We start from the raw sequence: 13,510 nt of genomic DNA, 5'->3' as shown, positions 1-13,510 counted from the left end.
TTGTTATTACACCCGCTCACCTCGCCAGTTTAAAGCCATTAATCATTGCCGGATAAGTACTTAGCAGGTAGATTAATGGTTTTGTTCAGGGACATCCGAGCATGCTGAAGCATTTGTGCTGGCTATTTTTATTCACCTGCAGCTGGGCCTATGCTGCGTCGGTCTGGCAAGTAAGCAAAGCAGGCAATACTGTCTATATTGGCGGCACGCTGCATATTTTAAGTCCCGAAGACTTTCCGCTGCCCAATGCCTATGGCATCGCCTACAATCAGGCCGACAAGCTGGTATTTGAAACCGATATCGCCGGGCTCAACAGCCCTCGCTTCCAGCAAGACTCCCGTGCCAGACTGACCTACGGTGACGGTACACAACTAAAAGACGTTTTATCGAACGAAACCTACCAGGCACTCAAGGCTCACTTAACGGCCCGGCAGATGGACATAACGAGCATGGCCAATTATACACCGGCCCTGATTAGCATTACCCTGAGCTTCGCCGAACTGCGATTATTGGGATTAACCAGTCAGGGAGTAGATGAATTTTATTATTTTAAAGCCATGACCGACGGTAAGGCACTAGACTGGTTTGAGTCGCCTCAGCAACAGCTGGAATTTATTGCCGCGCTGGGTGGCGCAGACGAAGATCAGATGATCCGCTACGCGCTGGATGATGTAAAACAACTCCCTCAGGCGCTTGGTGAGCTCAAAAAGTACTGGCAGAGCGGCGATATGGAAGCCTTATATCAAAGCCAGGGAAAAAGCTTTAATGACGATTTTCCTGAAATATACCAACAGTTGCTGGTACAACGAAACGAAAACTGGCTGCCTGCCATAGAGGAAATGCTGACTTCGGCGCAAACTGAGTTTGTGCTGGTTGGCACCATGCATCTGTCGGGGCCGGACAGCGTTTTGGATATGTTAATAAAGCGCGGCTATTCGGTACAAAAACTCTAGCCTGGTTTATTAAGAAAATTCGATATATACCTGATTACGCCCCTGTTGCTTGGCTTTGTACAAAGCGCTATCGGCGCGACTGAACAAACTCGTAGGGGTATCATTGTGAGTAATAGTTGTAATGCCAAGGCTGACCGTGATGCGTATGGTTTTCCCCTGCTCAACGATTTTCTTGCTTTGCACTAAGATGCGTAATTCTTCAGCCAGGGTAATCGCATCAACACCGGTGGTATTATGCAAATAGACGGCGAATTCTTCACCGCCCCAGCGACAAGACACGTCACTCTCTCGCAGTCGCTCCCGAATAACATCGGCCACTATTTTAATCACTCTGTCACCTGTGGTATGCCCAAAAGTGTCGTTAACATGCTTAAAATAATCGATATCTATTACTGCCAAAGAACCTTGCTGTAACTGACGCTTGTTGAGATCACACTCCATAGCTAAAAAACTATCCATAAACCGGCGGTTTTTCAGCTTTGTCAGCGGGTCGTGTAAACCGTCTTTATGCAGTTGCCGCAGCACAGAAACGCGTTGTGATAAGGCTTGTTGTAAACGTATAAAACGTTCGCGCTTACTGTTTTGCTCATCTACGTGTACTAAAATCGCGATAGGCCTGTGAGTGATCTGCGAACGCAACATGGCAAAGTAGCCCAGAAAGCGGCTCTGATTAGATTTCTCGGGCGATTTCCGGGTTATATTACAAGGGTGTAAACCCGAGACAGATAAACCATGACGTATCATTTGCGTAAAGGACCCAAATACGCCTTTTTCACTAAATACATCCGACAGGTTCATACCTTCAACCAGTTCTGGCAGTAACTTAGAACAGCGGTTATTAACCCTGGCAACCTTGCCTGAAATCCCCACTACGAGGGCCGGATTCTTAATGTTACTCAGGATTGTCTCAGTGTTAATATGTTTATTGAGTAATTCAATGGCGTTATCAGACATTGAAAAACTCCTTATAGTTCGTCGGTAAATTCTCATCAATGTCAAGTAAGATGGTGATCTGACATTGCTTGTCACCGCGGGCGATTGCTTCATCTATCGATACCGCTGCATAATTTTGACTATCGGCAACGATCTTTCCAAATACACCAGCAGTCATATTGCACATTGCGGTGTTACCAACGACTTCATTTCCAAAAGGACAACGGCGATTGCGCAACACAATTTTGCTTGCGCAAACAGATTCAACATAAAAGTCGCCGCCAATACGGCGCTTCAAATCTACCAGCAGATTTGCCAGTTGAGTGGTTGAATAACGCCTGTGACCTGAAGATGCGCGATAGGCATCCATGAAAAAATCAGCCAGACGACTAGCGACCAGACCGACAAATGCAGCACTTTCTTCGGTACCGATTATCTGTTCTAACACATCATTGAGATCCAGCAGGCATTTACGGTAAAAGTGCTTTTGTTGTATATCGATATCGAGTTCAACAAACTCGATGACGTTACTCTGACCCATGACATTTTCCCTTTAAACAACTTCACTCCAAACGTTAGTTAATTAGCTTCGCAACGATTAATATCTTTGAGTGAAAACTATACTAAAGGTGTAGAACAAAATCCTCGGGAATACCAGTCAGCACAACCAACTAGCGGATAAAAACAATACAGCTTCGGTTCATAAGGTTGCCAAACGACGGGTAATTTCAAGCTGTTTAGTTGATTAACTGCACTGCGCGGCGTTGGTACATCATCCTTAAAGGGCTTTTTTGCTGTCCTCTTCCCGCTTAACCAGGATAAAAGTGAGGTACATTTTGGTTGGCAACGATAAAATCATCCCAATTGCCACCAGACAGGCACTGATTACAATTCCGGTGACACCCATTTTTTCAATGGTTTCGCTGTACATGTGGCAGTAAACGCCAGCCAGAATAAGGCTGATGCCAATGCTCATGATGATTTTGAGCAGCAGGATTAGCTTTTGGTCGGTCACAGGTCACCTCCGGAATATAGATTAAATCTAATATAAACTTCCGTTAGCGGTATTGATCTGAGTCACCGAATTTGTACTGCACCACTAAAACGTCTAGCATGGATAAAGAGATTAAGAAACAAATTAAGTGATGACTTTTAAAAACCTGACAACAACAGAGCTACCTTTATTTATTACTGAAGAAAACGCCAGAGCACTGCCCTGTGAGGGTTGTCGAAATGGCGAAGCGCTTGAATTTGATTTCAGCATGGCATTTCAGCCATTGGTCGATTTAGCGGGTAAAAGGGTCTTTGGTTATGAGGGTTTAGTGCGCGGCCTTAAAAACGAGCCTGCCGGTATGATTATCAGTCAGATCACGGCGCGCAATATATACCGGTTTGACCAGGTATGCCGGGTGAAGGCCATCGCGCTGGCCGCCAAAGCAAACCTGCGGGAGCGGTTAAATATCAACTTTTTACCCGGGGCCGTTTATAAACCCGATATATGCATTCGCACTACACTGGCTGCGGCAGAAAAATACCAGTTCCCTTGTGAAAATATCACCTTTGAGGTAGTCGAATCTGAACATATTCGGGACACGTCCCATCTGCAAAAAATCATCGAGTATTATAAAGAAATTGGTTTTAACGTTGCGCTGGACGATTTTGGATCGGGTTACGCTAACCTCGACTGGCTGGCCGAACTAGAGCCAGACAGCATAAAGGTTGATATGAATTTAATTCGAAGTATCGATACCAATTCACGTAAAAAACAAATCCTGGCCGCTTTAACTGCACTTTGCGGTGATTTAAATATTGGCATCCTCGCTGAAGGAGTAGAAACCAAAGCAGAACGGGATACGCTGGCTGAACTTGGCATCACTCACCAGCAGGGCTATTACTTTTCACCACCACAGTTCGAAGTATTCCCTCGCGTAAGTCAGGAAAAGTACCGTTAAAGCATAAGTGCTTGTTTAGCTGGTAACAGAACAGAAAAAACCCGCCATCCGGCGGGTTTTTTCGTACGCTTTACTCAGTGAGTATCGAATCAGCTGATACCAAATTATTTGGCCGCTTTACGCGCTTTAGCTTCTTCGATAACCTTGTCAGCAACGTTTTGCGGACAAGACGAGTAGTGGCTGAATTCCATAGAGAACTGACCACGACCTGAAGTAATAGTACGCAGGTGACCGATGTAACCGAACATTTCTGACAGAGGAACGTCTGCCTTAATGCGTACACCTGTTGCGCCAGCTTCCTGATCTTTGATCATACCACGACGACGGTTAAGGTCACCGATTACATCACCAACGTTGTCTTCCGGGCTGAACACGTCAACTTTCATGATTGGTTCAAGAAGCTGAGGACCGGCCTTTGGAATAGACTGACGGAATGCACCTTTCGCTGCGATTTCGAACGCGATAGCTGATGAGTCAACTGCGTGGAAACCACCGTCGAACAGTTCAACTTCAACGTCCAGAACCGGATAACCAGCCAGAACACCTTGATCCATCATAGACTTAAAGCCTTTTTCGATGGCCGGGAAGAATTCTTTAGGTACGTTACCACCAACAACGGTAGAGGTGAACGTGAAGCCTGAGTTTTGCTCGCCTGGCTTGATGCGGTAATCGATCTTACCGAACTGACCAGACCCACCAGACTGTTTCTTGTGCGTGTAGCTGTCTTCTACCGGAGTAGTGATAGTTTCACGATAAGCAACCTGTGGTTGACCTACTTCCAGCTCAACACCGTAAGTACGCTTCAGGATGTCTACTTTGATGTCTAAGTGCAGCTCACCCATACCTTTCAGGATGGTTTCGCCAGAATCTTCATCGGTTTCAACCTGGAACGATGGATCTTCTGCTACCAGTTTACCGATAGCGATAGACATCTTCTCGTTAGCGCCTTTATCTTTAGGCTTAACAGCAATTGAGATTACCGGCTCAGGGAAGATCATTGGCTCAAGTGTACACTCGTTCTTCGGATCACACAGAGTGTGACCAGTCTGAACGTTCTTCATACCTACCACGGCCAGAATGTCACCCGCGTGCGCTGAAGTAAGTTCAGTACGTTCGTCGGCGTGCATTTCAACCATACGGCCGATACGCTCTGTTTTACCGGTTGCTGAGTTAAGGATAGTGTCACCCTTGTTCAGTACACCAGAGTAAATACGGATAAAGGTCAGGGCACCAAAACGGTCATCCATGATCTTAAACGCCAGCGCGCGAAACGGCTCGTCTGTAGAAACCGTCGCTACTTCACCAGTAGGCTCACCCGTTTCAGGGTCAGTCAGATCCTGTGGATCAACTTCTGTAGGTGAAGGCAGGAAGTCAATAACCGCATCCAGTACTAACTGAATACCTTTGTTTTTGAACGCCGAACCACAGTAAGTCGGGAAGAAAGACATATCGCGGGTACCTTTACGGATACAACGCTTCAGGTCTTCTAAAGACGGCTCTTCGCCATCCATGTAAGCCATCATCAGGTCGTCGTCCTGCTCAACAGCTGTTTCAACCATTTGCTCACGATATTCGTTGGCTTTCTCAACCATGTCTTCAGGAATGTCTACGATTTCGTAGTTTTCTGGCAGGCCAGAGTCATCCCAGATGTAGGCTTTCATATCGAGCAGGTTAACAACACCTTTAAACTCGTCTTCGATACCGATTGGCAGGGTCATTACTAACGGGTTAGCCGCCAGTACTTTCTTAACCTGACCAACAACACGGTAGAAGTCTGCACCCATACGGTCTAGTTTGTTTACGAAGATAACACGTGCAACTTCTGATTCGTTAGCATAACGCCAGTTGGTTTCAGACTGAGGCTCAACACCGCCTGAACCACAGAATACACCGATACCGCCGTCGAGTACTTTCAGTGAACGATAAACTTCAACGGTGAAGTCAACGTGCCCTGGAGTATCGATGATGTTCATGCGGTGATCTTTCCAGAAACAGGTGGTCGCAGCAGACTGGATAGTAATACCACGCTCAGCTTCCTGTTCCATAAAGTCAGTCGTTGACTCACCGTCGTGCACTTCACCGGTCTTATGGATTTTACCGGTAAGTTTCAAAATACGTTCTGTAGTGGTCGTTTTACCCGCGTCTACGTGGGCGAAAATACCAATGTTTCTGTAATGAGATAAGTCTGCCATTAGTTCACTTTCGTTGGTTCAGAGTAAAAAAAACGGCGCGATTATATAAGATTTCCATACCGGATTTATAGTCCTTTATGAAAAAAGACTAAAACTTATCCAGCGAAAACTCGGCCATTTTCACCTAACTTACTGTTTTAAATAAAATATAAATCAAATTTCGCGGATCACTGCAACCGTGACTTCATCCCGGTTGTGATAGAGATGACGAATAACCATGGTTGCTTTAATATTCGCTGACGCTAATTGTGATCCCACCGCTTCTATTGCGGCGCGTACGGTCTCATAGCGACGTTTCATTGGCAATTTTAAATTAAAAATTGCGTGGGTTGCCCAATTTCGGGTTAACCAGTTCGCCATCAGCGCCGCCACCCTGTCGGGTTTTTCAATCATATCGCAGACCAGCAATTCTACATGGCCCATCTGCGGACGATACTTAAAACCGTCTTCGGCGCGATAGTCTACCAGACCAGTGGCCATCAGGTCATCTGCCATTTTACCATTATCGACTGCTTCGACGTGCATATCGCGCGATACTAACTGATAAGTCCAGCCACCAGGACATGCACCAAGATCCACGGCTCTGGCACCAGCACGACAGATTGCCTCACGCTGACGGGCGCTGAGCATAGTTAACAGCGCCTCTTCCAGCTTAAGAGTAGAACGGCTTGGTGCTTTAGGCGGAAACTTTAAACGGCATATACCGTTCTCAAAAGGACTGCGCATTTTGGCCTGACTTACGCCCACGTAACAGGCCTCGCCAGAGGTAAAAAAGACGTGCAATGCCGCTAAATTAAGTTGTTCTTTGCGGGTCAGGTAGTCTCTGGCCCGTAATGCCTGGCGTAAAGGCACCGCAAACTTACGGCATAACTTAGCCAGCGCTTTGCCCTCTTCGGTATCCGGATAGTCCACAAACAAGGTACCGCAACGGCTGATATCGCTTTGCGCCAAGGCATGTACTACCGGCCCGATGCGATCTGATTTATCTTCAATGGCAATACTGGCCAGAACCAGAAACATTTGGCGGGGGAAAATAGTATCACTGACCGCCACTTCATTGATAAATTGCTCAGCGTGTTCCGGCTCATGGAACTGAAAGCGAATATAGCCCTCACCGGCTTTAAATACCGGGTAACCATATAACGCCTTTTGCGTGGCCAGCTCTGTTAACTCATTACCGGTGTCCACTTCGTAACCCGGGCGGCAATAGGCAATAATACTTTGTTGTGCGTCATTCATTAATCATTACTCCCAGGCCTGGTATCGGCACTGTTGTCAGCGCCTTTCATCACGCTAATCGCCAGGGCTACCCAACCCAGCATCAGGCACAGACCGCCAAGCGGCGTGACCGGCCCCAGCCATTTCTGGCCGGTTAATACCAACAAATAAATACTGCCGCTAAACAACACACTGCCAATGATAAACAATAACGCGGCGCGCTTACGCCATACCAGGCTGGCCTGAGCGGCCAGACCACCCACCAGTAAAATCGCCAGGGCATGGTACATCTGATAACGCACGCCTACCTCAAAAGTGGCCAGAGCGCTGGCGTCCAGAATATTTTTCAGGCCATGAGCACCAAACGCGCCAAGCATAACGCCGAGTAACGCTAATAAGGCACCAATCAATAAATACATTCTCATTTTTGCGCCTCAATAAAAGACACCGTCAGCCTCGCGGCATTCTGAATATGCTCATCCTGAGTCAGGCCGCTGGACTTGCGCGGCTTAAAACTGTGGTCGCCATCAGCCAGAAACTCGGTTTGTACCGCAGAAGACAAACCATAGTCTTCCACTTCATCACGACGGCCAAAAGTATCCCGTTCCCCCTGAATGATCAGCAGCGGCTTTTCTAACGCCAGTAAATGTCCGGTGCGCAGTTTTTCTGGTTTGCCCGGTGGGTGGAAAGGATAGCCAAGTGCAATGGCACCCAGCGCTTTAGATTGCTCCAGGATCAGAGTAGCGACCCGTCCGCCCATACTTTTGCCACCAATAAACAGGGGCAAATCCGCCCATTTAGCCTGCACATTTTCGATCACGCTATGAAAACAGGTTTCCAGCTTAGGCATTTTATCCGGTGGTCGCTTTTTACCGGTTTCCTTGATGATTTCCATATACGGAAAATTAAAACGCACCACATTAATATTCTGTGCAGCCAGTTGCGCAGCCATATCGACCATAAACTCTGACTCTGCTCCTGCACCGGCCCCGTGGGCTAAAATAACGGTGGCTACCGGTTTAGCCGGCGTGTCGACATACCACTCAGACAAAAGCTTGTTCCTCTTTGACTAAATTCACTACCCATTCACGAAATGCGGCAATCTTACCCATGTCGCCCTGCCCTTCATGATACACCAGATAATAGGCGTCCCGGCTTTCGAGTTTTTCCTCGAAGGGCATTATAAGGCGCCCGGCGTCGAGTTCCGGCTTGGCTAATACAGAATTACCCAGGGCAATCCCCTGGCCCAGTGCAGCGGCCTGCATCACCATCATGGAATGACTGAAAACCGGCCCCTGATTAACGTTAACCCCAGCTACCTTGAAGTGCTGTAACCACATTTTCCAGATAGCACGGCTGGAATCGTGTAACAGCACATGATGCTTCAGATCCGAAAGTGTTTTGAGCGGTTTACTGCCCTGAAACAAACTCGGCGAACACAGCGGAGTTAAAAATTCGGTGTGCAGTTTATCTGCCTGAATACCGTTCCAACGCCCGCGGCCATAATAAATGGCAACATCGATATCGTCTGTCAGGAAGCCTTCGTCAAAATCGATAGCTTTAAGACGAACATCGATATCCGGGAATAGCTGACTGAACTGACTGATCCTGGGAACCAGCCATTGACTGGCAAAACTCGGTGGTGTGGCAACAGTGATAGCCCCTTTACTGCCCCGGGCCAGCAGCCGCTCGGTAGCATCCTGGAGGTTTTTAAAAATATCTTTCAATTCTAAAAAGTATGCCTGCCCTTCTTCGGTAAGCAACAACGTGCGATTGCGCCGGATGAATAATTTAAGCGATAAGAAATCTTCTAATGCCTTAATTTGATGGCTCACAGCGGCCTGGGTAACAAACAACTCATCAGCCGCGCGGGTAAAGCTCAAATGGCGCGCCGCGGCTTCAAAGGCTTTGAGCGCATTTAAGGGAGGTAAACGGCGTTGCATCAGTCACCACGGCTATTATGACGGGACAATGAAATACTCATAAGTTTTTCTAATCCAAACAAGGTAATTTTTTTCATTTTTCAGGATTGAATAAACTGTCTATTATTCACCCGGAATTTAAAAAATCTTCTTTTAACGCAGAAGGTTAAGATAATTCTCAAATGTTAATTTTTAACATTTTTACTACAACCAACTTTATTAATTTATTTAGGTGTGAATATGAAAAAACAACTTACAGCAGTCTTTATGCTGGCCACTATGGGCTGGTCAGTTACCACTTTAGCAAACGAACTTCAGGCAACTCAATTACAGCCTGTTAACACTGCCATGGTGTCGGTTGAGATCAGTATTGATCAACCCGTGCTCAACATAGAATCGAGCATTATTAATCAGGTTAACAAAACCCTTCAACAACACTCAAAAACTAACGGCGCTCTGCTTATCGCTCGCGAAAGCAATCTGCTGCCCAACCAGGAAGCAAATACTCGCACTGAGTAACTCCTGGCCTTCACACCTGGCAAATGCCGCGCAGAGTTTCTCTGCGCGGCATTTCAGGTCTTCATTCATTGCTTACTGAGCACTGGTATCCAACGGCGCAAACTGTTTAACCAGCTCATCTACCGCTTTCATTTGCTCAAGATATCCCTCTAATTTCGATAACGGCAACGCACAAGGGCCGTCACATTTGGCCTCATCCGGATTCGGGTGTGCTTCAATGAACAGTCCGGCCAGACCCAAAGCCATACCACTGCGCGCTAATTGCGCTGCCTGAGCCCGTCTGCCATCTGCCGAAGTCTCTCTGCCGCCCGGCTTCTGCAACGCATGGGTCGCATCAAAGATAACCGGTGCATACTCTTTCATGGCATCCATACCCAGCATATCAACCACCAGGTTGTTATAACCATAGCAACTACCACGTTCGCAGAGGATAATCTTATCGTTACCTGCTTCGCCAAATTTCTTAATGATATGACGCATTTCATGGGGCGCAAGAAACTGTGGTTTCTTAACATTAACAACAGCGCCGGTCTCTGCCATAGCAACTACCAGATCGGTTTGCCGGGCAAGAAACGCAGGAAGTTGGATCACATCCACCACCTCGGCCACCGGGGCTGCCTGATAAGGTTCATGCACATCAGTAATGATTGGCACATTGAAGGTACGCTTAATTTCTTCAAAGATTTTAAGGCCTTCTTCCATGCCAGGGCCACGATATGAGTGCACCGACGAGCGGTTGGCTTTGTCGAAAGACGCCTTAAAGACATAAGGAATATTAAGCTTGCTGCACACTTCTACGTAGTGTTCAGCAATCTGCATCGCCAGATCACGTGATTCGAGTACGTTCATTCCGCCAAACAGAACGAAAGGCTTGTCATTGGCAACAGGGATGTCAGCCACGGTTACCTGATTAATTTTAGTCATAAACAATTTCCGGTTATAAGAAAAACACCTGTTTGGTGACAGCGACTTTGGCTGTTAATCCCAGCACAACAAGCGCCGCTAGAAATGCGCCCCATTTTAGTGGTGGCGTCTTTGCCCGCTTCAATGCCATCATGCCAAGGCCAATATAGGCAATAACGCCAATAACCTTGAATGTCAGCCAACCATTAACAAAAGGATACTGAGCGAGAATAACGCATAGCCAAATCGCACTCAGTAATAAAACGGTATCGATAATGTGGGGGACGATCTTAACCCATTTCTTTTGCAGAAATCCGGGATTCATCTGACCATATAAAAAGCGGATAACAAATAACAAAATACTTAAGCCCACTGCGGTTAAATGCAGGTGTTTTGCCATCATGTACATATAACTAGCACTCCTTGATTTATTGTTGTTATTACCGGCAAATAGCAATTAACCGGCGTATTGATTCTGAATCCCCTCAAACCTGTCGACATGCTTTAAGAACAGATCGATTAACGCCGGGTCAAATTGTTTGCCCGCAGCGTTTTTAAGGGTTTCCACTGTTTCCTCCAGCGACCACGCTGGCTTATAACTGCGTTTATTACGCAACGCATCATAGGCGTCGAGAATAGCCAACATGCGACTTTGCAAACTGATGTCATTACCTGCGAGTCCGTCAGGGTAGCCCTTGCCATCCCAGCGTTCGTGGTGATGACGGGCCAGTTGTGCAGCCAGTCTGATCACCGGCCGTTTGGAATCTTTAAAAATCCGGTAGCCAAATTCAGCATGTTTCTGGATTTGGTGAAACTCTTCATCCGTTAGCGGTGCGTCTTTATTCAACAACGAATACGGTACGAAAGAATTTCCTACGTTATGCAGCGGCAAGGCGGTGAGATATTGCTGAATTTCCGCTTCGGGCATACCTGCCAGGCGGGCAAACAGCTCGCTCATGTGATTTAAGCGCTGGGCATGGTACTCATCAGTTTCTCGGCTATCCATGGCATCGCCTAAGCGCTGAACGATCTCGTGGTGGGTTTCATTCATCTCGGCGCTGTCGAGCAGATTATCAAACGCCAGTTGCACATTCTCGGTAAATTTTTGCACCAGGCGCTTATCAATATCGTTCACCGGGCGGGGTAAGCCGGTTAAAAACAGCAATGAGCCGTGATTTTTTTCACTGCGACAGTAAGCTACCAAAAGTTCCTCGGCATAAACCACCTGTTGCTCCCGAAGTGCATCCTGACACAGCCGGTATTCAAATTCGTTAAGGGAATCTTTCAGGCGATAACCCTCTTTACCTGCGTATTCGCCGTTACCGGCAAAAATATACATTTCGCCGGCCTGACTGACCGGTTTAGGCAATGCCACGGCAGAGGTAATGTAAGCAGCGTTTTTTGCCCCACCCAGGATGGAGGCTAATTGCTGGATAAGGCCGCGCATAAAACCTTCCAAAGAACGTGACGAGAATAAATCGGCTGAGGCGTCAATAATTTTCTCGAGGCCGGCACGGGCCTCTTCAATCACAATAATGTCGCGGTAAGAACGCAGCGCGGCAATGATCACGGTAAACAGCTTCTGCGCAGTGAGTTCTGTTTTTGACTTATAATCGTTGATGTCGTAATTAATAATGACATCTTTTTCCGGTGCCTGGCCTGGCTGGCCGGTACGCAAAATGATTCGGGTAAAATGGTTTTCCAGATCATTGCGAATATAATCAGCAACTTTCAGACCTGCGTCGTCAGACTCCATCACCACATCGAGCAGCACCACCGCAATATCGCTGTGCTCACGCAAAACACGCTTGGCTTCTTCGCCATCAAAGGCACTCATAAAGGTCAGTGCGCGGCCGTTTAGCGTAAAGTCATTAAGTGCCAGCTTAGTGATGGCATGAACTTCAGGTTCATCATCAACAATCAGAACTTTCCAATAGCCTATTTCGTTCGACTCAGGTTCGTCATCATCGGCGACAAATAAAAACTCGTCATCGTTCATTCTGCATTTCCATCCTGTGTGAGAATTACGTTTCCCTTAAGCTTATGTACAAGCTAGGATTTATGCCACTGAGCCAGGGTAATTCTTGGCAACCCGTTAAGATCGTTGATGCCCCGGCAAGCGCTAAATCCTCTCTCTGCAAAGAGCGTTTTTATCGATTCATGCTGAGTATACCCGTGTTCTATTAACAACCAACTATCCGGGCTTAAAAAATCGGGGGCAGACTGAATAATCTCGCGGATATCTTCCAGGCCGTCCGCACCGGCGGTAAGAGCGGAAACCGGCTCAAAACGCACATCACCCTGTTGCAGGTACTCACTGTCCGACTCTACATACGGAGGATTGGTAACAATCAGGTCAAACCGACTGTCTGTCGGAAGCTCGGCAAACCAGTGACTGAGCAGCCAGTTCACCTCAAGTTGTCCGTTAAGCTGTGCATTAGCCGCCGCCAGCTCGAGAGCTTCGGCGATGCGGTCTACCCCGGTAACCTGCCAGGCAGGTTGCTCCGTTTTTAGTGCCAGCGCGATCGCACCGGTACCGGTGCCAAGATCGCACACGCAGGCAGATTCGGGCAGCTCAAGCGCCAGTGCGGTTTCAACCAACAGTTCAGTTTCAGGGCGCGGGATCAGCGTACTTTCATTAACATTGAGGGTCAGAGACCAGAAATCCCGGGTGCCGGTAAGGTAAGCCACAGGATATCCTTCACGGCGCTTAGCAATAAGGTTTTTGAAACGTGTATATTGTGCCTCTGACAGGGCTTTATCAGGCCAGGTGAACAGGTAAGTACGCTCACAATCGAGCACAGCACAAAGCAAAACCCGGCTATCTACCGCAGGTGACTCACCATCTTGCAGCTCTGCCGATGCCCAGGCCAGCGCCTGAGCAATTGTTACAGCATCGCTATCCTCACAATCCACGG

The 13,510-nt window shown here is 47.4% G+C and carries 15 protein-coding genes; 3 read left to right on the top strand and 12 right to left on the bottom strand.

The window, feature by feature from the left end; all coding sequences use genetic code 11:
- Positions 1–101: 101 nt before the first annotated feature.
- On the top strand, positions 102–953 hold the full coding sequence (locus C6Y40_RS16490) for a TraB/GumN family protein (protein WP_105935511.1): 852 nt from the start codon (positions 102–104) through the stop codon (positions 951–953).
- Between the two features lie 9 nt (positions 954–962).
- On the opposite strand, the gene C6Y40_RS16485 is transcribed toward C6Y40_RS16490, so the two are convergent.
- The 3 genes from C6Y40_RS16485 to C6Y40_RS16475 all read right to left on the bottom strand — a co-directional run bounded on the left by C6Y40_RS16485 (position 963) and on the right by C6Y40_RS16475 (position 2,901).
- Complete coding sequence (locus C6Y40_RS16485; protein WP_170308520.1) at positions 963–1,907, bottom strand: GGDEF domain-containing protein; 945 nt, start codon at positions 1,905–1,907, stop codon at positions 963–965.
- Positions 1,900–2,427, bottom strand: a complete 528-nt coding sequence (locus tag C6Y40_RS16480) for a methanogen output domain 1-containing protein (RefSeq protein ID WP_105935509.1) — start codon at positions 2,425–2,427, stop codon at positions 1,900–1,902. Before C6Y40_RS16480 ends, C6Y40_RS16485 begins: the two co-directional genes overlap by 8 nt.
- Positions 2,428–2,664: 237 nt before the next feature.
- On the bottom strand, positions 2,665–2,901 hold the full coding sequence (locus tag C6Y40_RS16475; protein ID WP_105935508.1) for a hypothetical protein: 237 nt from the start codon (positions 2,899–2,901) through the stop codon (positions 2,665–2,667).
- Positions 2,902–3,031: 130 nt separating this feature from the next.
- On the opposite strand from C6Y40_RS16475, the gene C6Y40_RS16470 reads away from it, so the two are divergent.
- Positions 3,032–3,838 carry an EAL domain-containing protein gene (locus C6Y40_RS16470; RefSeq protein WP_105935507.1) on the top strand — a complete coding sequence of 269 codons (807 nt, stop codon included), beginning with the start codon at positions 3,032–3,034 and terminating at the stop codon, positions 3,836–3,838.
- A 104-nt stretch (positions 3,839–3,942) separates the two neighbouring features.
- Here C6Y40_RS16470 and fusA read toward each other — a convergent pair whose 3' ends face one another.
- The 5 genes from fusA to C6Y40_RS16445 form a co-directional block, all read right to left on the bottom strand.
- Positions 3,943–6,030 (bottom strand): elongation factor G, encoded by a 2,088-nt coding sequence (fusA, locus tag C6Y40_RS16465; protein ID WP_105935506.1) that lies wholly within the window; start codon positions 6,028–6,030, stop codon positions 3,943–3,945.
- 153 nt (positions 6,031–6,183) lie between these two features.
- A complete protein-coding gene (rlmM, locus tag C6Y40_RS16460) occupies positions 6,184–7,269 on the bottom strand; it encodes a 23S rRNA (cytidine(2498)-2'-O)-methyltransferase RlmM (RefSeq protein ID WP_105935505.1) in 1,086 nt (361 codons plus the stop codon).
- A complete protein-coding gene (locus tag C6Y40_RS16455; protein ID WP_105935504.1) occupies positions 7,269–7,673 on the bottom strand; it encodes a DUF423 domain-containing protein in 405 nt (134 codons plus the stop codon). The genes rlmM and C6Y40_RS16455 overlap by 1 nt, the downstream gene beginning before the upstream one ends.
- Positions 7,670–8,299, bottom strand: coding sequence for an alpha/beta family hydrolase (locus C6Y40_RS16450; RefSeq protein WP_105935503.1), 630 nt, complete (start codon positions 8,297–8,299; stop codon positions 7,670–7,672). The genes C6Y40_RS16455 and C6Y40_RS16450 overlap by 4 nt, the downstream gene beginning before the upstream one ends.
- Positions 8,292–9,191: a transcriptional regulator GcvA gene (locus C6Y40_RS16445; protein ID WP_105935502.1), complete on the bottom strand. Its 900-nt coding sequence runs from the start codon at positions 9,189–9,191 to the stop codon at positions 8,292–8,294. Before C6Y40_RS16445 ends, C6Y40_RS16450 begins: the two co-directional genes overlap by 8 nt.
- Positions 9,192–9,410: 219 nt before the next feature.
- Between C6Y40_RS16445 and C6Y40_RS16440 the strand changes: the two genes are divergently transcribed.
- Positions 9,411–9,689: a hypothetical protein gene (locus tag C6Y40_RS16440; protein ID WP_105935501.1), complete on the top strand. Its 279-nt coding sequence runs from the start codon at positions 9,411–9,413 to the stop codon at positions 9,687–9,689.
- Between the two features lie 72 nt (positions 9,690–9,761).
- On the opposite strand, the gene kdsA is transcribed toward C6Y40_RS16440, so the two are convergent.
- Genes kdsA through prmC form a run of 4 tightly spaced genes read right to left on the bottom strand, consistent with a single transcriptional unit; the run spans position 9,762 to position 13,508 of the window.
- On the bottom strand, positions 9,762–10,613 hold the full coding sequence (gene kdsA, locus C6Y40_RS16435) for a 3-deoxy-8-phosphooctulonate synthase (protein WP_105935500.1): 852 nt from the start codon (positions 10,611–10,613) through the stop codon (positions 9,762–9,764).
- Positions 10,614–10,626: 13 nt separating this feature from the next.
- Positions 10,627–11,001 (bottom strand): SirB2 family protein, encoded by a 375-nt coding sequence (locus tag C6Y40_RS16430; protein WP_105935499.1) that lies wholly within the window; start codon positions 10,999–11,001, stop codon positions 10,627–10,629.
- A 48-nt stretch (positions 11,002–11,049) separates the two neighbouring features.
- The gene (locus C6Y40_RS16425) at positions 11,050–12,591 is read right to left on the bottom strand and encodes a DUF3369 domain-containing protein (protein ID WP_105935498.1); all 1,542 of its coding nucleotides are present in this window, start codon (positions 12,589–12,591) and stop codon (positions 11,050–11,052) included.
- Between the two features lie 53 nt (positions 12,592–12,644).
- Entirely contained in the window at positions 12,645–13,508 is an 864-nt protein-coding gene (prmC, locus tag C6Y40_RS16420; protein WP_105935497.1) for a peptide chain release factor N(5)-glutamine methyltransferase, read from the bottom strand.
- Between the last annotated feature and the right edge of the window lie 2 nt (positions 13,509–13,510).

The sequence above is a fragment of the Marisediminitalea alba genome, assembly GCF_002993365.1.
Classification (GTDB): domain Bacteria; phylum Pseudomonadota; class Gammaproteobacteria; order Enterobacterales; family Alteromonadaceae; genus Alteromonas; species Alteromonas alba.
Note: the sequence above shows the minus strand (reverse complement) of the source record. Positions and strands in the feature narration are given on the sequence as shown.

Excerpts from the sequence above, each read along its gene's own strand:
- C6Y40_RS16470 (WP_105935507.1), top strand. The coding sequence starts at position 3,032 with ATGACTTTTAAAAACCTGACAACAACAGAGCTACCTTTATTTATTACT.
- rlmM (WP_105935505.1), bottom strand. The coding sequence starts at position 7,269 with ATGAATGACGCACAACAAAGTATTATTGCCTATTGCCGCCCGGGTTAC.
- C6Y40_RS16440 (WP_105935501.1), top strand. The coding sequence starts at position 9,411 with ATGAAAAAACAACTTACAGCAGTCTTTATGCTGGCCACTATGGGCTGG.
- C6Y40_RS16490 (WP_105935511.1), top strand. The coding sequence starts at position 102 with ATGCTGAAGCATTTGTGCTGGCTATTTTTATTCACCTGCAGCTGGGCC.
- C6Y40_RS16455 (WP_105935504.1), bottom strand. The coding sequence starts at position 7,673 with ATGAGAATGTATTTATTGATTGGTGCCTTATTAGCGTTACTCGGCGTT.
- C6Y40_RS16445 (WP_105935502.1), bottom strand. The coding sequence starts at position 9,191 with ATGCAACGCCGTTTACCTCCCTTAAATGCGCTCAAAGCCTTTGAAGCC.
- C6Y40_RS16430 (WP_105935499.1), bottom strand. The coding sequence starts at position 11,001 with ATGTACATGATGGCAAAACACCTGCATTTAACCGCAGTGGGCTTAAGT.
- kdsA (WP_105935500.1), bottom strand. The coding sequence starts at position 10,613 with ATGACTAAAATTAATCAGGTAACCGTGGCTGACATCCCTGTTGCCAAT.
- fusA (WP_105935506.1), bottom strand. The coding sequence starts at position 6,030 with ATGGCAGACTTATCTCATTACAGAAACATTGGTATTTTCGCCCACGTA.
- C6Y40_RS16485 (WP_170308520.1), bottom strand. The coding sequence starts at position 1,907 with ATGTCTGATAACGCCATTGAATTACTCAATAAACATATTAACACTGAG.
- C6Y40_RS16480 (WP_105935509.1), bottom strand. The coding sequence starts at position 2,427 with ATGGGTCAGAGTAACGTCATCGAGTTTGTTGAACTCGATATCGATATA.
- C6Y40_RS16425 (WP_105935498.1), bottom strand. The coding sequence starts at position 12,591 with ATGAACGATGACGAGTTTTTATTTGTCGCCGATGATGACGAACCTGAG.